Origin of the sequence: Bacillus sp. FSL L8-0654 (assembly GCF_038629965.1) — a bacterium.
GTDB classification, from domain to species: domain Bacteria; phylum Bacillota; class Bacilli; order Bacillales; family Bacillaceae; genus Bacillus; species Bacillus safensis.
The window spans coordinates 3,172,387-3,196,230 of record NZ_CP152026.1 but is presented as its reverse complement, the minus strand read 5'-3'; the positions used below and the strand labels follow the sequence as shown (position 1 = coordinate 3,196,230).

At 40.9% G+C, this 23,844-nt stretch carries 22 protein-coding genes and 1 other annotated feature; of the genes, 19 read left to right on the top strand and 3 right to left on the bottom strand.

The window, feature by feature from the left end:
- Positions 1–16: 16 nt before the first annotated feature.
- The 9 genes from MHH65_RS16560 (at position 17) to MHH65_RS16520 (ending at position 10,982) form a co-directional block, all read left to right on the top strand.
- Entirely contained in the window at positions 17–1,546 is a 1,530-nt protein-coding gene (locus MHH65_RS16560) for a flagellar hook-associated protein 2 (RefSeq protein ID WP_034281091.1), read from the top strand.
- Between the two features lie 17 nt (positions 1,547–1,563).
- Entirely contained in the window at positions 1,564–1,968 is a 405-nt protein-coding gene (fliS, locus tag MHH65_RS16555) for a flagellar export chaperone FliS (RefSeq protein WP_342497877.1), read from the top strand.
- Positions 1,965–2,306, top strand: coding sequence for a flagella biosynthesis regulatory protein FliT (gene fliT / locus MHH65_RS16550; protein WP_046313066.1), 342 nt, complete (start codon positions 1,965–1,967; stop codon positions 2,304–2,306). Before fliS ends, fliT begins: the two co-directional genes overlap by 4 nt.
- A 13-nt stretch (positions 2,307–2,319) precedes the next feature.
- A complete protein-coding gene (locus MHH65_RS16545; protein ID WP_041115576.1) occupies positions 2,320–2,700 on the top strand; it encodes a hypothetical protein in 381 nt (126 codons plus the stop codon).
- Positions 2,701–2,733: 33 nt separating this feature from the next.
- A complete protein-coding gene (locus MHH65_RS16540) occupies positions 2,734–4,419 on the top strand; it encodes a methyl-accepting chemotaxis protein (protein WP_061110141.1) in 1,686 nt (561 codons plus the stop codon).
- A 188-nt stretch (positions 4,420–4,607) separates the two neighbouring features.
- Entirely contained in the window at positions 4,608–5,171 is a 564-nt protein-coding gene (gene raiA, locus MHH65_RS16535; protein WP_024423608.1) for a ribosome-associated translation inhibitor RaiA, read from the top strand.
- A gap of 198 nt (positions 5,172–5,369) precedes the next feature.
- Positions 5,370–7,895 (top strand): preprotein translocase subunit SecA, encoded by a 2,526-nt coding sequence (gene secA, locus MHH65_RS16530; RefSeq protein ID WP_034281086.1) that lies wholly within the window; start codon positions 5,370–5,372, stop codon positions 7,893–7,895.
- Between the two features lie 67 nt (positions 7,896–7,962).
- Positions 7,963–9,064 (top strand): peptide chain release factor 2 gene (gene prfB, locus MHH65_RS16525; RefSeq protein WP_098677688.1). Its coding sequence is split into 2 segments (ribosomal slippage): positions 7,963–8,034 and positions 8,036–9,064, totalling 1,101 coding nucleotides; the frame shifts between segments, so codons are not numbered across the junction.
- A 124-nt stretch (positions 9,065–9,188) separates the two neighbouring features.
- Positions 9,189–10,982 (top strand): M3 family oligoendopeptidase, encoded by a 1,794-nt coding sequence (locus MHH65_RS16520; protein WP_061110140.1) that lies wholly within the window; start codon positions 9,189–9,191, stop codon positions 10,980–10,982.
- A gap of 17 nt (positions 10,983–10,999) precedes the next feature.
- Here the strand turns inward: MHH65_RS16520 and MHH65_RS16515 are convergent, their stop codons facing one another.
- Positions 11,000–11,734, bottom strand: a complete 735-nt coding sequence (locus MHH65_RS16515) for an alpha/beta fold hydrolase (protein ID WP_034281081.1) — start codon at positions 11,732–11,734, stop codon at positions 11,000–11,002.
- Between the two features lie 189 nt (positions 11,735–11,923).
- On the opposite strand from MHH65_RS16515, the gene MHH65_RS16510 reads away from it, so the two are divergent.
- The 5 genes from MHH65_RS16510 to MHH65_RS16490 all read left to right on the top strand — a co-directional run bounded on the left by MHH65_RS16510 (position 11,924) and on the right by MHH65_RS16490 (position 16,476).
- Entirely contained in the window at positions 11,924–12,772 is an 849-nt protein-coding gene (locus MHH65_RS16510) for a YitT family protein (protein ID WP_061110138.1), read from the top strand.
- 48 nt (positions 12,773–12,820) lie between these two features.
- On the top strand, positions 12,821–13,150 hold the full coding sequence (gene cccB / locus MHH65_RS16505; protein WP_024423602.1) for a cytochrome c551: 330 nt from the start codon (positions 12,821–12,823) through the stop codon (positions 13,148–13,150).
- Positions 13,151–13,533: 383 nt separating this feature from the next.
- On the top strand, positions 13,534–14,220 hold the full coding sequence (gene ftsE, locus MHH65_RS16500) for a cell division ATP-binding protein FtsE (RefSeq protein WP_024423601.1): 687 nt from the start codon (positions 13,534–13,536) through the stop codon (positions 14,218–14,220).
- Positions 14,213–15,103 (top strand): permease-like cell division protein FtsX, encoded by an 891-nt coding sequence (gene ftsX, locus MHH65_RS16495; RefSeq protein WP_034281079.1) that lies wholly within the window; start codon positions 14,213–14,215, stop codon positions 15,101–15,103. The genes ftsE and ftsX overlap by 8 nt, the downstream gene beginning before the upstream one ends.
- Before the next feature lie 110 nt (positions 15,104–15,213).
- Positions 15,214–16,476, top strand: coding sequence for a M23 family metallopeptidase (locus MHH65_RS16490; protein ID WP_034281077.1), 1,263 nt, complete (start codon positions 15,214–15,216; stop codon positions 16,474–16,476).
- A gap of 49 nt (positions 16,477–16,525) precedes the next feature.
- On the opposite strand, the gene MHH65_RS16485 is transcribed toward MHH65_RS16490, so the two are convergent.
- Complete coding sequence (locus MHH65_RS16485; protein ID WP_024423598.1) at positions 16,526–17,266, bottom strand: sulfite exporter TauE/SafE family protein; 741 nt, start codon at positions 17,264–17,266, stop codon at positions 16,526–16,528.
- A gap of 153 nt (positions 17,267–17,419) precedes the next feature.
- Between MHH65_RS16485 and MHH65_RS16480 the strand changes: the two genes are divergently transcribed.
- From MHH65_RS16480 to MHH65_RS16470, 3 genes are all read left to right on the top strand, one after another.
- On the top strand, positions 17,420–18,868 hold the full coding sequence (locus MHH65_RS16480) for a S41 family peptidase (protein ID WP_024426242.1): 1,449 nt from the start codon (positions 17,420–17,422) through the stop codon (positions 18,866–18,868).
- A gap of 344 nt (positions 18,869–19,212) precedes the next feature.
- Positions 19,213–19,566, top strand: a complete 354-nt coding sequence (locus tag MHH65_RS16475; RefSeq protein ID WP_007500014.1) for a swarming motility protein SwrAA — start codon at positions 19,213–19,215, stop codon at positions 19,564–19,566.
- A 68-nt stretch (positions 19,567–19,634) separates the two neighbouring features.
- Positions 19,635–20,822: a PDZ domain-containing protein gene (locus MHH65_RS16470; RefSeq protein WP_024426241.1), complete on the top strand. Its 1,188-nt coding sequence runs from the start codon at positions 19,635–19,637 to the stop codon at positions 20,820–20,822.
- Between the two features lie 9 nt (positions 20,823–20,831).
- Here MHH65_RS16470 and MHH65_RS16465 read toward each other — a convergent pair whose 3' ends face one another.
- Positions 20,832–21,197, bottom strand: coding sequence for a winged helix-turn-helix transcriptional regulator (locus MHH65_RS16465; protein ID WP_098677684.1), 366 nt, complete (start codon positions 21,195–21,197; stop codon positions 20,832–20,834).
- 227 nt (positions 21,198–21,424) lie between these two features.
- Between MHH65_RS16465 and MHH65_RS16460 the strand changes: the two genes are divergently transcribed.
- Together MHH65_RS16460 and MHH65_RS16455 are read left to right on the top strand one after the other, a co-directional pair.
- Positions 21,425–22,099 carry an NAD(P)H-dependent oxidoreductase gene (locus MHH65_RS16460; protein WP_034281073.1) on the top strand — a complete coding sequence of 225 codons (675 nt, stop codon included), beginning with the start codon at positions 21,425–21,427 and terminating at the stop codon, positions 22,097–22,099.
- 89 nt (positions 22,100–22,188) lie between these two features.
- Positions 22,189–22,414, top strand: a binding site (T-box leader).
- 75 nt (positions 22,415–22,489) lie between these two features.
- Positions 22,490–23,839 carry an amino acid permease gene (locus MHH65_RS16455; RefSeq protein WP_034281072.1) on the top strand — a complete coding sequence of 450 codons (1,350 nt, stop codon included), beginning with the start codon at positions 22,490–22,492 and terminating at the stop codon, positions 23,837–23,839.
- Positions 23,840–23,844: the final 5 nt, after the last annotated feature.

Sequence of the window (23,844 nt, the reverse complement as noted above, 5' to 3'; positions counted from 1 at the left end):
AGGGAGAACATAAATAATGGTCAATCGTATTACTGGATTTTCAAATGTGTTCGATATTGATGAAATCGTATCAAAGCTGATGAAAACGGAGCAAGCACCACTTGATACAATGACGCGTCAGAAACAAACGCTTGAATGGCAAAGAGACAGCTATCGCGAGGTTAACTCGAAAATTAAAGAATTAGATGATTTGATTAACAGTTTAAACTTAACGCGTCCAAGTACATATGGCGCCAAAAAGGTGACAAGCTCTAATGAATCTGCTGTCACAGCAACTGGATCAACAAATGCGACCTCTGGCTCTATTCATGTCACTCAGCTAGCGACAGCTTCCGTCTTCAAATCCTCTGGTACATCTGGATTTACACCAACAAACGGAACGTTTACGTTTGAAGTGACGACACCAGATTCGACAAAACCAAAAACGGTGACAATCAATACTTCTGATACCGATACAATTGATGACATCGTGAAAAAGCTGAACAGCGCGCAATTAGGTGTGACGGCTTACAAAGGCCAAATCTCTGATGGCACTAACTACGTGGATACCATCGCTCTTACTTCTCGAACAACGGGTGAAGGCGTCAGTATTAAAGCAGCTGATGGCAATTCGGCTTCATTTTTAACGCAATTAGGCTTCCAAGTAGATGGAGATAACAAATTAGTTGCGACCACTCAAGGACAGAAGGCGCAATACGAGATTAATGGTCTGAAAATGGAAAATAACAACAATACATTCACGCAGGCTGATATTACGTACGAGCTTAAAGCAACCACAGATAAGCCCGTCAGCTTAAACGTTTCAACAGATGTGGATGCAATATATGATAAAATTAAACAATTTGTTGATAAATATAATGAACTCGTTGAGCAGATTAATGGAAAAGTCAATGAAAAGAAAAACAGAGACTATCATCCATTAACGGCTGAAGAGAAAAAAGCGATGTCTGAAAAAGAAATAGAGCTATGGGAAACGACCGCGAAGTCTGGCTTGCTGAGAAGTGATTCCATTTTACGATCTGGTGCCTCTAAAATAAGAAGTGATTTGTATGCTAATATTACGACAAGTGATGCGAATAAAATCCAACTCACACAAATCGGTATTTCGACATCATCCAGCTATAAAGATGGTGGGAAGCTTGAATTTATTAAGGATAGTGATGGAGTAGAGAAATTAAAAAAAGCCATTGAAGAAGACCCGGAGAAGGTCAGACAAATGTTCATCTCGGGTAGTTTAAATGTGGATTCAAAGGATAAAGACAAAGCGCAGCAGCAATATCAAGAACAAGGCATCATCTATCGTATCAAAAATTCCTTATCAGACTTTTCGAAGAGCATTCAAAAAAAGGCTGGCAGCATAACAATGGAATCAAAGGAATACGGACTTGGTAAGGACCTTGATTCTTTGACAAAACGAATGAGTACATTCCAAGATCGTTTAAAAATGGTTGAAGCCCGTTACTACAAAAAGTTTAACGCCATGGATAGTGCAATTCAAAAGCTAAACAACCAATCTGGCTACCTTTCTCAACTGCTTGGACAATAATTGGAGGTTTATAACATATGGCAATACAGAACCCTTATGCCGCCTATCAGAAAAATTCTATTGAGACCGCAACACCTGCCGAGTTGACGCTTATGCTTTATGAAGGCTGCTTAAAGTTCATCAGAATAGCGAAGCATGCCATTCAAAAAGAGGATGCAGAAACGAGAAACTTGAACCTGAAAAAGGCTCAAAACATCATTCAAGAATTAAATGTCACCTTAAATCGTTCCTATGACGTATCAAAGAGTATGGCAAGTATGTATGATTACATTTATCGCAGACTGATAGAAGCCAATCTTCAAAATGACGAAGAGATATTGAATGAAATAGAAGAGTACGTAACTGATTTTCGTGATGCGTGGAAGGAAGTCATTCAAACCGATCGAAAAGGCCGTCACCACTCTATCGGGGGCTCTCTATGAGTATTGTGGACCAGCTGCATGATCAAACATTAAAAATGGCAGCCGAAATAGCGGAAAATCCGCAAAGTGACACACTGGTTGAAGACTTTGATGCCTTTTTAATTGAGAGAGACGAATTAATGAGAGATATACAGCATGAATTGACGGATCAAGAAAAAGAGAAAATCCGCGAAATCATCCAAACAGATCAACAGATGGCGAAGCAATTAACGGTTATCCAAAATGGAATAAAGGCAGATATTCAAGCCATACAAAAAAAGAAAACAAAACAGCTGAATTATCAAAATCCATACCAGCCCATAACAAGTGACGGCGTATACTACGATAAACGGAAATAAATAGGTGAGACCTGTGGCGTATCGTTCAAATGACTATATTTTATTAACCACATATTATGAACTTCTATACACGATAGAAGAGAGTCTAAACTATTTAGATGAAATTGAGAAGGATTTTGACAAAACAGAAGGGGATCGGATCTTTAATGATCTGATCCATGCCTTCTTTCATTTAGACACAACACATCCTCTTCTGCTTTCAATTATTGAAAATGAACACTTTGCCAAAACGATTCGTTCGTTTGATCAAATATTTTTAAGTTTTGATGTACTAGCTTTCTATACATTCCCTTCAAATCACTTCCAATCATTCCTGAAAACATACTTTATACCTGAATATAGAAAGTGGATGGATGAAATACATGCCTGTATGAGGCCGTATGTCATTCATTAATTTTTGTCCAATTCAGACCATTCGGAGGAAATTATGAGACTAAAAAATCAATTTTTATTTGGGCTTATTGTCATATGTGTATTGTTTGTCAGTATGTTAGGATTCTCAAGCTTTCTCTATTACAAAACAGATCAATCCTATAAAGCGCTATTAAGCAAGGAAGTGAAGCTTTATCAGACATCGCTTGAATTAGAAACTCTTCTGCAAAAGCAGGAAGCACAGATTAAAACATATGTCGTCGTGCAAGATGCTGAAAATTTGCAGAAAATTGAGCAAACATATGAAGATATTAATAAGAAAACAGCAGAAGCTTCTAAAATGAGTACGGTCAAACAAGCAAAAAATCTATTAGATCAAATCTCAGAAAAAAATTATCTCTACTACACCTCAACAAATCGATTATTTAATTCATTAAATATGCAAAATCAAAAAGAATTCAACACCCGCCTCAGTCAAGAATTACAACCTATCGAACAAGAAATACATACCTTTACAAAAGAATTCGCTCAAAATCAGCTAAAACAACGTGATCAAAAAATCAATCAGCTCAATCAAGATAGTAATCAATTATTGCTTACACTCATTTTGGTCAGTGCAGCGATTATTGTTGGCCTTTTGGTGATTGGGATCAGATTTGTTCATCGCATGACAAAACCAATTGTTTCTGTCACAAATGCCGCAAAAAGGATGGCAGATGGTGATCTTACCCTTGAAGAGATTGAAGTGACCTCTAAAAATGAGATTGGTCAACTCGGCACAGCCTTTAATCAAATGACGGCTCATTTGCGTCAGCTTATTTTTCAGGTGCAAAGCGGATCAAGACAGCTTGCTGATTCTGCTGCTCAATTTGAGGAAACCATCAGTCAAACGATATCGGCTAGTGAGCAGACATCCAGCTCGATTGAACAGGTCAGTGAAGCTTCACGTGAACAATCAGATGCGGTCGGAAAAGTGGCATCCGCCATTCAGGAAGTGTCGACTGGCATGCAAAATGCAGCTGTACACACGTCCGATGTTTCGGGTCACTCAATTTCAGTGACTGAAAAGGCTGAAGAGGGTGCCGCCCTTATTCAACAATTTGTGCAACAAATGAGTTCTATTAAAGAGTCTGTGAATGAACACCATTCCACAATGGCCCATGTGCAAGCGCAGTTTACAGGCATTCAAGATCTGTTAGGTCATATCCATGCCATTGCTGACCAGACGAATTTGCTTGCTTTAAACGCAGCTATAGAAGCAGCAAGAGCGGGAGAACATGGAAGAGGCTTTGCAGTTGTAGCAGATGAAGTGAGGAAACTGGCAGAAGAATCTAGTCAGTTGACAGATCAAATTAGTCAATTACTCGAGAACGTGAACAAAGATACAGAAAGGTCATCACAATCGATGACGAAGGTTGAGCGGGATGTAGCAGAGGGTGTAAAAGTATCACAATTATCTGAACAAAGCTTCCATGAAATATTGGAATCTATTCGTGATATTTCAATGAAAGCAGAAGAGCTGTCAGCCACTGCAGAACAAATTTCTGCTAGTACAGAGGAAATTTCTCAAACGGTTGGTTTCATTGAAGAAGGTGCGAAACGAAACTCAGAAGAAACAGAGTACATGTCTGCTGCTGTTGAAGAATCATTAGCGGCCAATGAAGAGATGAAAGCGGCTGCGGAGGATCTAAAATCCTTATCTCAATCGCTGAAAACATCGATTTCATCTTTTACCATTTAATGTACGCTGGTCTTTTTCAAGAATCAGCCGAATATATATTCATCACCTATCAAGCAACAGTTGAAGCACCGCAAAATTCGACAAATTTCAATAAATATTCACATTTTTTTTACGTTTGAGCAGGAGAAAAGGAGGGAAAAGTAGAAATAGGTTTACATATCCTTAATTTTAAAGGAGGCGTTCTTTACATGAATTACAATGTCAGAGGAGAAAACATCGACGTAACACCTGCACTAAGAGATCATGTCGAGAAAAAAATTGGAAAGCTGGAGCGTTATTTTGAGACAGATGTAGATGCTTCAGTCAACGTGAACTTGAAGTTTTACAACGATCAAGAATCTAAAGTTGAGGTTACCATTCCAATGACTGATCTAGCACTTCGAGCTGAGGTGCATAATGAGGATATGTACAATGCAGTAGACCTAGCAGCCAGTAAATTAGAACGTCAAATTAGAAAGCACAAAACAAAAGTAAACCGTAAATTCCGCGAGCAAGGTGCCAAAAAGCACTTATTTGCTGGAGGAAATGGTACGGCTGAAGTAGCAGTTCAAGATGACGAAGAGATTGATGAAACAGAAATCGTCAGACAAAAACGTTTCAACTTAAAGCCGATGGATAGTGAAGAGGCCATTCTCCAAATGAACATGTTAGGTCATAGTTTCTTCGTTTTCACAAATGCTGAGACAAATTTGACCAATGTGGTTTATCGCCGAAATGACGGTAAATATGGACTCATTGAGCCAAACGCTTAAATATCAGTTGATGCTGATTCAAAAACAACCTAAATAAAGTAAACCCGTTCCCTTCATAAGGGGCGGGTTTTTTGTGCGAAATTATGGCAAATTCTTTGGAAATGAAAGAAGGTATGGTATGATAAATGCAGGTAAATATGGACCTGTCAAACTTTTGGACATGCCGAAAAATTGCATGAAATAGAGGAGCGTTATTATATGCTTGGAATCTTAAACAAAGTGTTTGATCCTACGAAACGTACGATCAGCCGATATGAAAAAAAGGCAAATGAAATCGAAGCTCTCGCTCAAGATTTTGAAAAATTATCTGACGAGGCTTTACGAAATAAAACGATTGAATTTAAAGAAAAACTTGAAAAAGGACAATCGGTGGATGACCTGCTGGTTGAAGCATTTGCAACGGTTCGCGAGGCATCCCGCCGCGTAACAGGAATGTTCCCATTTAAGGTGCAGCTCATGGGGGGGATCGCGCTTCACGAAGGTAACATCGCTGAAATGAAAACAGGTGAAGGTAAAACATTGACATCAACAATGCCTGTTTATTTAAATGCTCTTTCTGGAAAAGGCGTCCACATCGTGACAGTCAACGAATATTTGGCAAGCCGTGATGCGCAGGAAATGGGCAAAATTTTTGAGTTTCTTGGTTTAACAGTCGGCTTAAACTTAAACAGCTTAGACAAAGATGAAAAAAGAGAAGCGTATGCCGCTGATATCACGTATTCAACAAACAATGAACTCGGCTTTGACTATTTACGGGATAACATGGTGCTTTACAAAGAGCAAATGGTTCAGAGACCGCTGCATTATGCCGTGATCGATGAGGTTGACTCCATTTTAATTGATGAAGCGAGAACACCTCTTATTATTTCTGGACAAGCTGCGAAATCAACAAAGCTTTATGTACAAGCCAATGCATTTGTCCGCACATTAAAAATCGAAGATGATTTCACGTATGATATTAAAACAAAAAGTGTGCAGCTGACTGAAAGCGGAATGACGAAGGCGGAAAAAGCATTCGGCATTGAGAACCTGTTTGATGTCAAACATGTCGCGCTGAACCATCACATCGCTCAGGCGCTGAAGGCACATGTTGCGATGCAAAAAGACGTGGATTATGTAGTAGAAGAAGGCCAAGTAGTCATCGTTGACTCCTTCACAGGACGTTTAATGAAAGGACGCCGTTATAGTGAAGGTCTGCATCAAGCCATCGAGGCAAAAGAAGGTCTTGAAGTGCAGAACGAAAGCATGACACTAGCAACAATTACGTTCCAGAACTACTTCCGTATGTATGAAAAATTATCTGGTATGACTGGTACAGCAAAAACGGAAGAAGAAGAATTCCGTAACATTTACAACATGCAGGTTGTCTCAATCCCGACCAACCAGCCAGTTGTTCGTGATGACAGACCTGATTTAATTTACCGCACAATGGATGGTAAATTTAAAGCAGTGGCTGAGGATGTTGCGCAGCGCTATATGACAGGGCAGCCAGTTCTTGTCGGAACAGTTGCAGTTGAGACATCTGAGCTTATTTCTAAGCTGCTTAAAAATAAAGGCATTCCTCATCAAGTGTTAAACGCAAAAAACCATGAGCGTGAAGCACAAATTATTGAAGAGGCTGGTCAAAAAGGTGCTGTGACCATTGCGACAAACATGGCAGGACGTGGTACAGACATCAAGCTTGGCGAAGGTGTAAAAGAACTTGGAGGTCTGGCTGTTATCGGGACAGAGCGTCATGAATCCCGTCGTATTGATAACCAGCTTCGCGGACGTTCTGGACGTCAAGGAGACCCAGGGATTACCCAATTCTATCTCTCCATGGAAGATGAATTGATGCGCCGATTTGGTGCAGAGCGGACGATGGCGATGCTTGACCGCTTTGGCATGGATGACTCTACACCAATCCAAAGTAAAATGGTGTCTAAAGCCGTTGAATCATCTCAAAAACGTGTAGAGGGGAACAACTTTGATTCCCGTAAGCAGCTTCTGCAATATGACGATGTGCTTCGTCAACAGCGTGAAGTAATCTACAAACAGCGTTTTGAAGTCATCGATTCTGACAACTTAAAATCAATTGTCATCAATATGATCCAATCTTCAATTGAGCGTGCGGTGGGATCTTATACGCCAAAAGAAGAGCTGCCTGAAGAATGGAAACTAGATGGTCTTGTTGAATTAATCAACACGAACTATTTAGACGAAGGTGCCATTACGGTCAAAGATATCTTCGGTAAAGAAGCAGATGAAATCACAACCTTCATCATGGATCGTATTAAAGAAAAATACGATGCAAAAGAAGAAACATTTGGCGAAGAACAAATGCGTGAATTTGAAAAAGTCATCGTTCTTCGTGCGGTGGATTCGAAGTGGATGGACCATATCGATGCAATGGATCAGCTGCGTCAAGGGATTCATTTACGTGCGTACGCACAAACGAATCCGCTTCGTGAATACCAAATGGAAGGATTTGCGATGTTTGAGCATATGGTTGCTTCAATTGAAGATGACGTGGCCAAGTATGTCTTGAAATCAGAAATCCAAAACAACCTAGAACGTGAAGAAGTGGTTCAAGGTCAAACAACGGCTCATCAGCCGCAAGAGGGCGATGAGGAGAAGACAGTGAAGAAGAAGCCGGTACGTAAAGTCGTAGACATTGGACGAAACTCCCCATGTCACTGTGGAAGCGGCAAGAAATATAAAAATTGTCATGGGAAGACAGAATAAGTAATGGAAAGAGGTGAAAACCTCTTTCTATTCATGTCAGCCCCCATACATCTATGAGGTGAAGGATATGGAATTAGTAGAAATTAGACAAGAGCTTGAAAATATGGCTAGCAGGCTAGCTGATTTTAGGGGGTCTCTTTGACTTAGAAACAAAAGAGGCCAAAATCGCAGAGCTTGAAGCGACGATGTCAGAGGCTGATTTTTGGAATGATCAGCAAAAGGCTCAAGGCGTTATCAATGAAGCCAATGCACTGAAGGATTCTGTGAATTCCTACCATGAGCTCAGTGAATCACATGAAGAGCTGCAAATGACGCATGACTTATTAAAGGAAGATTATGACGAGGAGCTTCATGCAGAGCTTGAAAAAGAGCTGAAGAACTTAACGAAGCAGTTTAACGAATTTGAGCTGCAGCTTCTTTTAAGCGAACCTTATGATAAAAACAATGCCATTCTGGAGCTTCACCCAGGTGCAGGCGGTACTGAATCACAGGACTGGGGTTCTATGCTTCTGCGAATGTACACTCGCTGGGCAGAGCGCAGAGGCTTTAAGGTCGAAACGCTTGATTACCTTCCAGGTGATGAGGCAGGGATTAAGTCTGTGACTTTGCTCATCAAAGGGCATAACGCGTACGGTTACTTAAAAGCTGAAAAAGGTGTCCATCGTTTGGTTCGTATTTCTCCTTTTGATTCTTCTGGCCGCAGACATACATCCTTCGTTTCCTGTGATGTCATGCCGGAATTCAATGAAGAAATTGATATTGATATACGGACAGAGGATATCAAGGTAGATACGTATCGTGCAAGCGGAGCAGGTGGGCAGCACGTTAATACGACGGACTCTGCTGTTCGTATCACACACATTCCAACGAATGTCGTCGTGACGTGCCAAACAGAAAGATCACAAATTAAAAACAGAGAACGTGCGATGAAAATGCTGAAATCGAAACTTTATCAAAAACGGATCGAAGAACAGCAGGCAGAATTGGATGAAATCAGAGGAGAGCAGAAAGAAATTGGCTGGGGAAGCCAAATCCGCTCTTATGTATTCCACCCTTATTCTCTTGTGAAAGACCATCGAACCAATACGGAGATGGGAAATGTTCAAGCGGTGATGGATGGAGATTTAGATTCATTTATCGATGCGTACTTACGTTCGAAATTATCATAAAAACTCGGCTTCTTGCCGGGTTTTTTTAATTGTGAGAAAATATAATGAATATAAAGGTATACATACGACATACTGATTCTATATCCTTTGTATGATGAAATTAGCAAATAAAGGGGGAAATATTTTGGGATTAACACCATTGCAAGAAACGTGGGATTTAGATGCCTTTTTTAAAGGAGGCAGTTCTTCACCAGAATTTAAGACATACCTGCAAAACATTCAGCAGCTACTAGATGAATTACGACAAAAGGTGGATGCCTTTTCAAAAGAAGATACACACATTGAAAGCCAATTAACGTCTGTCCTTGACGCGTATGAAACTACATATAAAAAATTGTCTCAAGCAAGTTCATTTGTATCCTGCCTACAAGCTCAAAATACGAAGGATATGAAGGCAGGCAGTCTTCGAGGTACGATTGCCAACCTAGAAGCTGATTTAGGAACCATCCTTGCACTGTTTGATCAAGCGCTAGCTGCTATCCCTGCAAACAAGTGGGAAGAATTGATGAATTCAGCAGCCTTTTCAGATGTCCGCTACATATTAAATGAGCGAAGAGACCGTGTGAAGGATCAATTACCTGTTGAACAAGAAACGCTGATTCAAAAGCTGGCTGTAGATGGGTACCATGCGTGGGATGAGCTTTATTCCAGCTTAGTCAATAAAATTACCATTCCGTTTGAACAGCATGGAGAAACGCAGATGATCTCTGTAGGCCAAGCAGAAAATGCTATGGATGATTCAGATCGTGAAGTCAGAAAGGCCGTTTATCACAACCTAGAGCATGCATGGAAGCAGGATGAACATTTATTTGCTAGTACGCTCAATCACCTTGCTGGTTTTCGTTTGCAAGTGTATGAAGCAAGGGGCTGGGATCACATTTTAAAAGAACCGCTTGAAATTTGCCGGATGAAACAAGAAACCCTTGATGCAATGTGGTCTGTGATTGATGAACATAAGCAGCCATTCATTGATTATTTACACCGAAAAGCTGACATGCTTGGAGTGGATAAGCTGAGCTGGTTCGATGTTGGGGCTCCTATCGGCAGTGAGACCAAAATCTATCCTTATCAAGAAGCAGCTACTTTTATTGTGAAACATTTCGCAGGATTTGGAGAAGAGCTCGCTGCTTTTACAGAAAAAGCCTTTAATGAACGCTGGGTAGAAGCTGAGGACCGTCCAAACAAACGGGTAGGCGGCTTTTGTACAAATTTCCCTGACAGCGGAGAATCACGTATTTTTATGACCTTCTCAGGAAGTCCATCCAATGTGGCGACACTAGCGCATGAGCTCGGTCATTCGTTCCATCAGGAAGTGATGCAGGATGTTCGCATTCTGAATCGCAAATACGCAATGAATGTAGCTGAAACAGCGTCGACATTCGCAGAAATGATTGTAGCTGATGCCTCATTAAAAGAAGCGGCAAATGAAGAGGAGCGGCTCAGCCTGTTAGAGGATAAGCTGCAGCGCAGTGTAGCTTTCTTCATGAACATTCAATCTCGTTTCTTATTTGAACAGCGCTTTTATGAAGAGCGTAAACAAGGAGAAGTGCCGGCTGACAGATTGAATGAATTGATGGTCGAAGCGCAGAAGGAAGCGTTCGGTGACTCATTAGATGAATACCATCCGCATTTCTGGGCTTCTAAGCTGCATTTCCATATCACGAATGTTCCATTTTATAATTTTCCATACACCTTTGGATACATGTTCTCGTTAGGAATTTACGCAAAAGCATTGCAGGCTGGTACATCGTTTGAAGAGAAATACATTGCATTATTAAAGGATACTGCTTCAATGACAGTAGAAGATTTAGCCAAAAAGCATCTAGGCGTTGACCTTACCCAAAAAGCATTTTGGGAAGAAGCCATTCGTTTGGCTGTAGCAGATGCTGAAGAATTTTTAGAGGTGACAAAAAAATAAAAAATGAAAAGCTCCTATTATGGGAGCTTTTTTGATCGATTCATCCAGTCAAGCATTGTCTGGATGAGATCATTTTGCTGCGATAGGGCTGGAATGTCCGCTGGCTGATCCCCTTTTTGTTTGCCATACATGCCAAACTGCGCATGATTTCCGCCTTTTATTTCATGAAAAACGGTTTGAGACGGCAGATTTGCTTTCGATTTTTTGATTTTTTCTTGTGTTGCCAGCCCATCCTTTTCACCTGAAATAGAGAGGATTTTTAGTGACGATTGTTTCAGGTCATCTGATGCTGGATAAGATGCTAGGAAAAAAAGTCCATCGAGCTTGCTCTGATTTTTTTCTGCAAACATAGCGGCAGCTGCCCCGCCAAGTGAATGTCCGCCAATATACCAGTGTTTGATCGATTGGTGATCTTTGATGATGTCCTGCGCTTTGTTTGGATTGAAGATCGCAAAGGAAAATGGCATGTCAGGGATAAAGACAGAGTAGCCTTTTTTCATCAGCGTATCCCCGATATAGGCATATGCAAGTGGTTCCACCTTTGCCCCAGGATAGAGAATGATGCCAGTATCACTTTTTGATGTTTCAAATGTATAAACATTGTTTTTATGTTCCACTTGCTCCATGTTCACTTGTTTTTTTAATTCTTCTGATGGTCCATATGTAAAGCGGCTCCATGTATAGAAAGCACCAAAAGCTAAGATGATCAGTGCAAGTAATGTCATACCTGTTATCTTCAGTATTTTCTTCATCGCATGCCCCTTCTTTCTCATGTACATATTAAATATACCATCAATTCATCTTATGCCAACCGGCAAGTACGCTGATCCGTCTGTGTGATAAAGTATTAATCCATTAGCACTGCATTTGGCTGTTATTTACAATCGTTTTAAGAGGGATTAAAATAGGTGTGCATTCAGAAGTAACGGAGGAAGACAGACATGAAGCAGGGACATTCACAATTTTGGATCGAAGTGAAAAATTATTTGTTCATTTTAATCGGATCTGCCATCGTGGCGATTGGTTTTAATACGTTATTATTACCGAATCAGATTGCAGCAGGCGGTGTGAGCGGCATTAGTACCATTATGCAGTCATTCGGCTTTGAAGCGGCGTATGTGCAATGGGGGCTTAATATTCCCCTGTTTATCGCTGGCTTTTATTTATTAGGCGGTACATTTGGAGTGAAAACACTCGTTGGCTCGATTTTTTTACCTTTCATGGTGTTTGTCACAAGACATATTGCACCTGTCACACATGAAGCACTGCTGGCGGCTATATTTGGCGGTGTGGTCATTGGGATCGGAATAGGGCTCGTGTTCCTTGGGAATGGATCAACGGGTGGAACAGCACTCGCTGCCAAAATCATCAATAAGTACACAGGACTCACGCTAGGCACCTGTTTAGCGATGATGGATGGCTTGATTGTTCTGGCTGCGATGACGGTCTTTGGAATTGAAGAGGGGCTGTACGCGGTCATTGGTGTGTTTATTTCTAGTAAAACGATTGATGTGGTACAGGCTGGCTTCAGTCATTCAAAAATGGCAATGATCATTACAGGGCATGAAGATGAGGTCAGACAGGCGGTTTTTGATCAAATTGACCGCGGTGTGACGAAGATCTCAGCAGTCGGAGGATATACCGATCATGACCGCCCAATTTTGATGTGTGTCATTGGGCAGTCACAATTCACAAAGTTGAAACAAGTGGTGAAAGCAATCGATGCATCAGCATTTGTCATCGTGATGGATGCAAAAGAGGTGCTTGGTGAGGGTTTTAAAAGGGCATAAACAAGGATATAATAGCGTTGACCAAATGATTGTAAGGGAGGGAAATAGATGAAAAAAAGCGGATTAACGATGCTATTTGCAGCGATGCTTCTTGTTCTCGCGGCTTGTGGAGGAAATTCAAGCAGCAGCGACAAAGAAGGCAGCAAAAGTGCATCATCTGTGAGCAGTGGTGAGGAGATCTATCAGCAAAACTGTATCGGCTGTCATGGGAAAGACCTATCTGGCGGAGGCGGTCCAAGCCTGAAGGAAGTAGGGAAGAAATATAATGAAAGCCAAATCGCAGATATTGCGCAAAACGGTAAAGGCTCTATGCCAAGCGGTATGGTAGATGAGAAGCAGGCAAAAGAAGTAGCAAAATGGCTTGCAGAGAAAAAATAAAACCTTTGTCTAATCGACAAGGTTTTTTTGTTTTTTTATATGTAGAAAAAGACTTTTGGATAGTATGAAAACGCATTATATTAAATTTTATTTAAAAAATAAGGGTATAAAGGCATGTTTTTCGGTTTTGGTTGTTCTATTTACCTTTTATTTATAAGTTTTGAAATATAAATGTAATACCATTGCGTCGATTCATGACGTATAATTGGAGTTGTTGAAATTTAGACGATTCAATTTTTTCATCTTTTTGGATGAAAAGGACATAAATTGTTAGTAAGTATCGAAGGGTATGTGCGTGACCATACATAACGTTTTTTGACGAGAAGTGTCAAAACATCATGATAAGCTGTTAGTCAGCGAATAAGAAAAGATTAGGTGATTACATGATTCAAATGAAGGAAGTCTACAAGATCTATCCTAATGGCGTAAAGGCGATCAATGGAATCAATGTCTCTATCCATCCAGGAGAGTTTGTGTATGTTGTTGGTCCCAGCGGTGCTGGTAAATCCACTTTCATCAAAATGATGTATCGTGAAGAGAAGCCAACCAAAGGGCAAATCTTAATTAATAACAAAGATTTAGGCTCAATGAAGGAAAAAGAAATTCCTTACGTAAGAAGAGAAATTGGCGTAGTATTCCAAGATTTCAAGCTGCTCCCAACTCTTACTGTGTTTGAGAACGTAGCATTTGCTCTTGAAGTGATTGGTGAACAGCCTCATATCATTAAGAAAAAAGTGCTTGATGTTCTCGATCTGGTTCAGCTAAAGCACAGAGCGCGTCAATTTCCTGACCAGCTGTCCGGCGGTGAACAGCAGCGTGTGTCTATCGCCCGCTCGATTGTTAATAGCCCTGAGGTCGTCATTGCAGATGAGCCGACAGGAAACCTTGATCCAGACACTTCTTGGGAAATCATGAAGACGCTCGAAGAGATTAATAACCGCGGAACAACAGTGGTTATGGCGACACACAACAAAGAAATTGTAAACACCATGAAGAAACGCGTCATCGCAATCGAAGATGGAATGATTGTGCGTGACGAAGCAAGAGGGGAGTACGGAATTTATGATTAAAACTCTCTCGCGGCATTTACGTGAGAGCTTCCGTTCACTTGGAAGAAACACGTGGATGACATTTGCATCAATTAGTGCGGTTACTGTCACATTGATTTTAGTTGGGGTTTTCCTTGTGATTATGCTCAACTTGAATAACATGGCATCGAACGCTGAAAAAGAAGTAGAAGTAAAAGTATTAATCGAATTAACGGCGAATCAAAAGCAGCAGGATGAATTAAAAGCAGAAATTGAAAAGATTCCTGAAATCAGTAATGTGAAGTACTCATCTAAGGATGACGAACTGAAAGCACTGATTAAAAGCTTTGGAGAAAATGGACAATCCATGGGACTTGTTGATCAAGAAAATCCATTAAACGATGCGTTTATTGTGAAAACAACAGATCCTCACGATACACCAAAAGTAGCGAAGAAATTAGAAAACCTAAAGGGTACATATAAAGTAACCTATGGGAAAGAAGAGGTCAGCCGACTCTTCAATGTAGTTGGAGTAGCGCGTAATGTCGGCATTGTGCTCATTATTGGGCTGTTATTTACAGCTATGTTCTTAATCTCCAATACGATCAAAATTACGATTTTTGCTAGACGTAAAGAAATTGAGATTATGAAGCTGGTAGGTGCAACGAACTGGTTTATCCGCTGGCCATTCTTCATTGAAGGATTATTGCTTGGTGTATTTGGTTCCATTATACCAATTGCCCTATTGCTTGGCACGTATCAATATGCAGTTGGCTGGGTCGCACCGAGAGTACAAGGCTCATTTATTTCAATGCTTCCATACAATCCGTTTGTCTATCAAGTATCACTGGTCCTGCTAGTGATCGGTGCAATCATTGGTGTATGGGGAAGCTTAACGTCTATCCGTAAATTCTTAAAAGTATAAATATATTTTGATGGCAGCATTCGAGGATTCTATAGAAGATGTGACCGGTTGACCCGATTCATCCGGTCGGCTCTTCATGTCGACAGTTGTCATGGGAGGGGAATATCGTTTTGAAAAGAAAGCTGATGATGGCTGGAATGGCAGCGTTTATTGGAACAACGTGGCTATACATTCCAGGGAACGAGAATCGTGCATTCGCATACGAAGACCTAGATCAAAAACGTCAACAAATCGAAGAGAAAACATCGAAGACTGAATCAAGCTTGAAGAAGAAGAAGTCAGAGCTGGCAAAGCTTGAAAAGAAAGAATCAAAGCTCAAGAAAGAAATTGAACAAATTGACCAAAAGGTAAGTACTGCAACTGAAAAAGTCGCTGAAAAAGAGAAAGAAGTTAAAAAAACGAAGCAAGAGATCAAGAAGCTAAAAAAAGACATTCAAGTCATCAATGAGCGAATTGAAAAAAGAAAAGCCATTTTCAAAGACCGAATTCGTTCAATGCAAAAAAGCGGCGGTACGATCAACTATTTAGATGTGCTGCTAGGTGCTCGCAGCTTTAGTGATTTTGTCGGTCGTGTTGGGGCTGTCACAACGATTGTCGAAGCAGACAAAGACATGATTACAGAACATGAAAATGACTTAAAGCTGGTGGAGCAAAAAGAAGCAGAGCTAAATAATCAGCTAAGCGGACTTGAAACATCTCTGAAAGAGCTAGAAGCACTGAAAAAAGATTTATCTAAGAAGCACAAAGAAAAAGAACACATTTTAGGTGATGTGACAGATAAAAAAAATCATGCACATGATGAACTAGGCAAGCTTGAGAATGAACAAGAAATCCTAGCGAATCAAAAAGCGGCTGTGAAATCTGAGGAAGCACACCGACAAAAGGAAGAAGCGAAGAAAGCAAAACAAGCAGCTGAAAAAAATGCACCTGCATCTCACAGCGGCGGCTCAGATCAAGTATCTGATACACCAGCAAGCAGCTCAGGCTTTATTAAACCAGCGGCAGGGCGTTTCTCATCTGGCTTTGGCGGACGTTCTGGCGGAAACCACTTCGGATTAGATATTGCAGCAAAAGGCACAGTTCCTGTCTATGCAGCAGCATCTGGAACAGTCACGAACTCCAGCTACTCATCGAGCTACGGAAATGTTGTGTTCATTACGCACAATATCAATGGACAGACATATCAAACTGTATACGCCCACCTGTCTACAAGAAGTGTGTCAACAGGACAGAGAGTCGAACAAGGACAATTCCTTGGATATATGGGAAATACCGGCCAATCGCATGGTCAGCATCTTCACTTTGAAATTCATAAAGGATTATGGAATGGCGCAAAATCAAATGCAGTCAATCCAGCGCAATATATCCGCTAATCAAAAAGCCGATAACATGATGTTATCGGCTTTTTTGATCTAGTTAGAATTAAAATAACAGCAGTAATCCGGCAATAATAGGTGTTAACAGAACAGCTGATTTCAATAAGAGCTTCGGTGCAAGGCGTGTGAATTTCGCGCCGATAAATGCGCCTAATACGGTGCCAATTAATATTTGGATCAGCAAGATAAAATCAACATAGCCCTCTGAAATATATCCAATTCCACCGCCGATGGAAATCGGAATAATGACAAGCATGGTCGTGCCAACGGCTTGCCTTATCGACAGCTTCAGTAAAATCAAAAGTCCTACTTGAATGAATGGTGCAGACCCGATACCAAACATGCCTGACAGCATCCCAGACACAAGGCCTAAAATAATGCCTCTTGTCATTAGCTGACGAGAAGAAAGCGGCTGCTGCTCAGCCTCTTCATTAAGAACAAATAGTTTGATCATCATAAAAACAGCGGATAAAAAAAGCATCCCTGCTGTTAAATAGTGCAGACTCTCTTCTGGAATAAAAGGAGCAACCTTAGCCCCAGCAAAAGAAGCGATACAAGCAAGTGCCCCGACAATCAAACCAGATTTCAGCTGAATGTTCCCTTCCCGGTAGTGGCTGTATGCACCTGATAGTGTCGTAAATGCCATAGCGGCTAATGACGTCCCGAGTGCGGTATGAATAGGGATATCAAAAATTAATGTAAGCAATGCGATGACAAATCCTGCCCCGCCTGCTCCTACAAAACCTAATAAAATTCCTAATAAAAGCATCGTCAAGATAATATACATAGCGAAGACTCCTTCTCAATCATAACAAAATAAAAATTACACCTAATAAAATGATTCGTCAAGCCTTCACGGGAGAATGTCTTTACATGAAATCCCTTCTTCTGGCATATAATAACTCAGGTCATCAGGAAGAGTTGAAGAAGGAGGCCAAATATGAAAAAACAAGTCGCATCTATTATGGCAAGTGTCGTTCTCTTAATAAGTGCAGGTGTGATGACGCATAAAGAGGGAACTCATGCGGAGTCACCGCAAGCAGCAGCTGCAATGGCTGGACAAGCTCAATCAAGTGATAAGGCGAAAGAGAATGGGATGGAAAAGATCGAGAAAGCCTATGACCTTATTTCAAATGAATATGTAGAGGAAGTGGATCGGCAAAAGCTGCTTGAAGGCGCGATCCAAGGAATGCTTTCGACTTTAAACGATCCGTATTCAGTATACATGGACAAGCAAACCGCAAAGCAATTTTCTGATTCGCTTGATTCTTCCTTTGAGGGAATTGGGGCAGAAGTGGGGATGGATGAAGGAAAGATCATTATTGTCTCCGCCTTTAAAAAATCCCCTGCGGCAAAAGCAGGTCTAAAGCCGAAAGATGAAGTCATCAGCATAGACGGTGAGCCGATGAAAGAAAAAAGCTTAAACGATGCTGTACTGAAAATAAGAGGAAAAAAAGGAACGTCTGTCGCCTTAACAATCAAACGAAACGGGATTGAAAAAGAGCTGACGTTCCATATCAAACGAGAAGAAATCCCGCTTGAAACAGTGACTTCCTCTGTAAAAGAGGTAAATGGTCATAAAACAGGCTACATTGCGATCTCCAGCTTCTCTGAAGATACGGCGAAGGATTTCACTTCAAGCTTGAAACAGCTCGAGAAAAAGGGCATAGAAGGCCTTGTACTGGATGTGAGAGGAAACCCTGGTGGCTATCTGCAAAGTGTGGAAGATATTTTGAAGCATTTTATTACGAAGGATCAGCCCTATATTCAAATCGCAGAACGGAATGGCGACCGGAAACGGTATTTTTCAAAACTGAAAGAACAAAAGCCTTATCCAGTCAATGTCTTAATTGATAAAGGCAGTGCTTCCGCTTCGGAAATACTTGCTGGGGCCATGAAAGAAGCTGGAAAGTATGAAGTCGTCGGTGATGTCTCCTTTGGAAAAGGAACTGTGCAGCAGGCGGTTCCGATGGGAGATGGAAGTAATATTAAATTAACGCTGTATAAATGGCTCACGCCAAAAGGCAATTGGATTCACAAAAAAGGGGTCGTACCGACAATTGCGATTCATCAGCCGGATTACTTTACCGCAGGTCCGCTTCAGCTAAAAGAACCGCTTCAGCTTGATATGAACAATGAAGAAGTGAGACAAGCGCAGACGCTGTTAAAGGGATTGTCATTTGACCCTGGCAGAGTAGATGGATACTTTGATGAAGAAACGAAAAAGGCCGTACTTGCCTTCCAAAGCACATACAATCTCGATAAATCAGGTGTCATTGATTTGAAAACAGCGGAAATGATGAACAAAATGGTGGATGAAGTGAAATCATACGAAAAAAATGACCTTCAATTACAGACTGCACTAAAAGCACTATATCTTAAAAAATAAAGAGGCGAATAATAGCCTCTTTTTTTTGGTTCATAAGTGTCATGAACATGTAATAATTTATGATTAAAAATAAATTATATCGAGAAATATATTCATTTATTTTACAAAAAACATAACATTCCTTCAATTTTACCCGATAACATATGTATATAAGAGACTTTCTGTTGATTTAAACATGTCATGAAAATGAAACTTTTGAAAGTTGTATGTTACATAAATAATTCTTACAATAAAAAGTAGCACTCATTTTAAATATTTTATTTTTTGCGGATATTCAGCTTGAGCATGAAGCTGTACCGAGGTTTGCGCTTTTCTTAAAAGAACTAGTAAATGGGGGTACACAATTGAAAAGGGCAAGTATTGTGAGAGAGAAAAAATATTACGAGTTGGTAGAGGAACTTAAGAGTCGTACGAAAGATGTGACGTTTTCCGCTACAAAGGCATTAAGTCTGCTCATGCTGTTAAGCAGGTACTTGGTCAATTACACAACGGTAGAATCAGTCGACGAAATCGATGAAGACTGTGCTGAGATATACTTCAATTATTTAATGGATAATCATAAGAGACTTGGTATAAACTTAACCGACATCAAGAGGTCGATGCAGCTGCTCGGCGGCATACTAGATGTAGATGTCAATCACTACTTAAAAGATTTTTCACTGTCGAATGTCACACTTTGGATGAATCAGGAGAAATAAACCTGATGTCAAGCATCGATTTATTTGATAGAATAAGAGAAAATGCTTGACTTGGGCGGTGAACGATAATGAGCTCGGAGTGGATGGGAGCTGGATTAAAAGCGGTCGGTCTGTTTTTAATCCATCCTCTTTTTTATTTCATGATATTAATCAGCCTATTGCATGGCTACATCCGCGTAAAGCGGGAGAGAAAAGCGTTTCAAACAAGAATAGAAGATGTATACGATGAACTTAAATTTACATATTCAAAGGGATGGATTCTAGGGATTTGCCTATCCGTTATTTCAGTAGGCTTAGGGATTGCCCTCCCCCCTGGATTCATCGTGCTGATTGCAGCGATGACCATCGTTTTCTCTTTATTCTTTAAGGCGAGTGCGCTTTCGTCTGCATACACACTCGGTTTCAGTTTTATTGCGGCACTTGGACTGATGCATTTCCAAGTGAGTCATTCTTGGCTGCCGCAGCTCTCAATGATGAATGCATCAGCCGTTGTCATTCTGCTAGGACTTCTATTAATGACGGAGGGGATTCTAGCCTATCGAACGGCGCATTTACGTACATCGCCTGCTATGGTGATGAGTGCGAGAGGACTTTTAATTGGTCAGCAGCGGGCAAACCGTCTGTGGCTTTTACCGCTTGTTTTGCTGATGCCGGCAGGTGAATTCACTTCTTCTCTGCCATGGTGGCCGGTGCTTCAAGTACATGATCAAAGCTTTTCATTTATTTTGATTCCATATATCATCGGATTCGGTCAGAGAATTCAAGGCTCACTGCCAATTGTTAGTATTCAAATTACAGCGCGGCGTATTCTCATGCTCGGACTCGCTGTCGCCTTATTAGGTGCTGCAAGTATTTGGTTTGAACCGATTGCTTGGGGAGCTGTATTGATTGCGGTGATAGGAAGAGCCTTTCTCTCATGGAAACAGAGGGTCAATGACAATGCTGCTCCGTTCTACTTCTCTAAGCGTAATCAAGGGCTGATGGTGCTGGGGATTATTCCAAATACACCAGCGGCTGATTTAAAGCTTGAGATCGGAGAAGTCATCACAAAAGTGAATGGAATTGAAGTCAAAACCGTTTCGGAATTTTATGAAGCCCTTCAAACCAATCGTGCTCTAACAAAGCTCGAGATCATTGGCTTAAATGGTCAGACAAGATTTGAGAAACGTGCTTCTTACGAAGGGGAGCATCATCAGCTTGGCATCCTGTTTGTAAAGGATGATCCACAGCAAGAGCCAACGGCAATTTCATCTTAAAAAAAGCTGCTAGAGATGGCAGCTTTTTTCTTTTGGGCGCGCTTCTCTCCCATAGGATTCGCCCCATTCACACATGGCGAAGATGATAGGCTTTAATGTATTTCCGAGAGAAGTGAGTGAATATTCGACACGAGGGGGGACCTCCTCATAGACTTCTCTATGAACAATGCCGTCTTGTTCAAGCTCACGCAATTGCAGTGTGAGGACACGCTGAGAAATTCTTGGCAGCAGCCGGCGCAATTCATTGTAGCGTTTTGGTCCGCAAGTCAAATGATAAAGGATGACTCCTTTCCATTTCCCTCCGATGACACTTGTCGTCACTGAAACGGGACAGCCATGATTGACAATACTGACTGGATTGGATGGTGCACTCATCTTAACACTCCTTTCTAAGACAAATTTGGTGATACACGAACAAGATGGTACCTAACGAACAAAAATGTGCGTACTTGAATCACTCGAAGCTTTTCTTATACCATAGGGATATCACATCACACATTCGGGCTGTTGTTTTTTTATCATAACAATTTCTATATGGGAATGGAAAGAAATTGGATTGATGAAACTAACGCCCTAATTGGTTAATAGAAAGGATGAATACAATGCAAGACAAAGAGCAATTAAAAAAAGAAATCATTGAGGCGTATGAGTTCCGCCATGCGACAAAAGAGTTTGATCCAACGAAAAAAATATCAGAGGATGATTTTGCATTTATTTTAGAAACAGGAAGACTTTCCCCAAGCTCTGTAGGATTTGAGCCTTGGAAGTTCCTCGTTGTTCAAAATGAAGCATTTAGAGAAAAATTAAAAGAGTATACATGGGGAGCGCAAAAGCAGCTTCCTACTGCCAGCCATTTTGTGATCATCTTGGCAAGAACAGACGCCCGTTATGATTCAGCATATGCAGAATACATCAACAAGCAAATCAAAGGAATGTCAGACGAAACGTTCGAGATGGTGAAGGGACGCTACCAAGAATTCCAAGAGAATGATCTTCATTTGTTAGAAAATGAACGTACGCTCTTTGACTGGGCTTCAAAACAAACGTATATTGCGCTTGGAAACATGATGACAGCTGCTGCACAAATTGGTATTGATTCATGCCCGGTCGAGGGATTCAGCTACGATGAGATTCATCGCATTCTAGATGAAGAAGGGCTGCTTGAGGATGGTCAGTATGATATTTCTGTCATGGCAGCCTTTGGTTATCGTGTCACCGAGCCAAAGCGCGGCAAAACGCGCCGTCCGATGGATGAAGTAGCTGTTTGGATTCGTTAAAAGAGAATGTCTGAAAAAGGATGTTGACAATTGCGTGGTTAGTCAGTATATTTAAAAAATAAAATCTTTGATGAATATACAAATTGACTATAAACGCTTTGACTTGAGAATAGTAGATGAACATCCGTTTTTTTAAGAGAGCTGCGGGTTGGTGCAACGCAGTAAAACGAATCATTGAACTCGCTCAAAGAGCGGTAAGACTGAATGAATAGTAAGTCTTTACGTGTGACCTCCGTTAACGGGTTTTAAGTTGGATTCAGCTATGGCTGAATCAATTAGAGTGGTAACGCGGTTGCAAGGTCAGTCGTCTCTTCAAGGAGATGACTGGCCTTTTTATATGTTTTTATCCTATATTTGTCTGAAGATTCAAATTTAAAGGAGCTATAGAAAATGGAAAAGGAACATGTGCAGTTAAAACGAACAATGACGTCAAGGCATATTATGATGCTCGCACTTGGTGGTGCAATTGGTGCTGGTCTGTTTAAAGGAAGCAGCTCCGCTATTGATATCGCAGGTCCTGCTGTCATTTTGGCATATATGATTGGTGGTCTTATTTTATTATTTATTATGCAAGGACTTGCCGAAATGACGGTTGCACGACCTGGCGCAAGAACATTCCGTGATTTAATTGAACCGGTGTTAGGGAAATATCCGGCTTATTTCTTAGACTGGATATACTGGAAAATGTGGGTGCTGAACATTGCAGCAGAAGCAATCGTATCTGCGATCTTTATTCAGTACTGGTTCCCACAGGTGCCGATTTGGATACTTGTGTTAATCATTTCACTTGTTGTGACATTGATCAATGTTTGTTCTGTTAAAATGTTTGCTGAGACGGAGTACTGGTTAGCTTCTATTAAAATTGCTGTCATTATTTTATTTATTATCATTGGGTTAACCATGCTGTTTGTCTCATTTGGTCAGCATGCTGCACCGGGATTATCCAACTTAACCGACCACGGAGGATTTTTCCCGAATGGAACAGGCGGCTTAATTGCGGCCATGCTTGTGGTGGTGTATTCATATGGCGGGACTGAAATGATCGGGGTCACATTAGCAGAAACAAAAAACCCTGAAAAAGTCATCCCAAAAGCCATTCAAAGTACATTTGTACGAATCATCGGTTTCTATGTACTGCCCTTCTTCATCATCGTCAGCTTGATTCCCTGGAATCAAGTAAACAATGAGCAAGTGAGTCCATTCGTCACCGTGTTTGCAACGATTGGCGTGCCATACGCAAGTGACATCATGAACGGTATCATTTTATTAGCGATCTTGTCTTCTATGAACTCTGGGCTGTACGCATCCTCAAGGGTACTTTATACGCAAGCGATGGATGGGCGTGTATGGAAGGGCTTCTCAAAGCTATCAAAACAGCAGGTGCCTGTCAGAGCGATCCTAGTGTGTACATCTACATTGTATGCTGCTGTATTGATTTCTCTTTTTGTAGGAAGTCAAACCTTTAATTATTTAATGGGATCTTTAAGCTATACGGTCTTATTCATTTGGTTTATTATTGCTGTCGGGCATTTAAAATCTCGAAGTGTAGCAGAACCAGGAGGATATCGCGTGAAGCTGTATCCTTTCACAACATGGTTTTCTGTGATTGCGATCATTGCCATTTTCATCGGCGTTGTGTCAACAACTCCAATTGTCCAAACGATGGTCACAATGGGCATTTATCTGATTATTACTCTTTCTTTCTTCATCAACAGAAAGCGGTTTGAAACAGCTGTTTGATTTAA

Coding starts and splice junctions, on each gene's coding strand:
- MHH65_RS16560 (WP_034281091.1), top strand. CDS start 17: ATGGTCAATCGTATTACTGGATTTTCAAATGTGTTCGATATTGATGAA.
- fliS (WP_342497877.1), top strand. CDS start 1,564: ATGGCAATACAGAACCCTTATGCCGCCTATCAGAAAAATTCTATTGAG.
- fliT (WP_046313066.1), top strand. CDS start 1,965: ATGAGTATTGTGGACCAGCTGCATGATCAAACATTAAAAATGGCAGCC.
- MHH65_RS16540 (WP_061110141.1), top strand. CDS start 2,734: ATGAGACTAAAAAATCAATTTTTATTTGGGCTTATTGTCATATGTGTA.
- raiA (WP_024423608.1), top strand. CDS start 4,608: ATGAATTACAATGTCAGAGGAGAAAACATCGACGTAACACCTGCACTA.
- secA (WP_034281086.1), top strand. CDS start 5,370: ATGCTTGGAATCTTAAACAAAGTGTTTGATCCTACGAAACGTACGATC.
- MHH65_RS16515 (WP_034281081.1), bottom strand. CDS start 11,734: ATGAAGAAAATACTGAAGATAACAGGTATGACATTACTTGCACTGATC.
- MHH65_RS16510 (WP_061110138.1), top strand. CDS start 11,924: ATGAAGCAGGGACATTCACAATTTTGGATCGAAGTGAAAAATTATTTG.
- cccB (WP_024423602.1), top strand. CDS start 12,821: ATGAAAAAAAGCGGATTAACGATGCTATTTGCAGCGATGCTTCTTGTT.
- ftsE (WP_024423601.1), top strand. CDS start 13,534: ATGATTCAAATGAAGGAAGTCTACAAGATCTATCCTAATGGCGTAAAG.
- ftsX (WP_034281079.1), top strand. CDS start 14,213: ATGATTAAAACTCTCTCGCGGCATTTACGTGAGAGCTTCCGTTCACTT.
- MHH65_RS16485 (WP_024423598.1), bottom strand. CDS start 17,266: ATGTATATTATCTTGACGATGCTTTTATTAGGAATTTTATTAGGTTTT.
- MHH65_RS16480 (WP_024426242.1), top strand. CDS start 17,420: ATGAAAAAACAAGTCGCATCTATTATGGCAAGTGTCGTTCTCTTAATA.
- MHH65_RS16470 (WP_024426241.1), top strand. CDS start 19,635: ATGAGCTCGGAGTGGATGGGAGCTGGATTAAAAGCGGTCGGTCTGTTT.
- MHH65_RS16465 (WP_098677684.1), bottom strand. CDS start 21,197: ATGAGTGCACCATCCAATCCAGTCAGTATTGTCAATCATGGCTGTCCC.
- MHH65_RS16460 (WP_034281073.1), top strand. CDS start 21,425: ATGCAAGACAAAGAGCAATTAAAAAAAGAAATCATTGAGGCGTATGAG.
- MHH65_RS16455 (WP_034281072.1), top strand. CDS start 22,490: ATGGAAAAGGAACATGTGCAGTTAAAACGAACAATGACGTCAAGGCAT.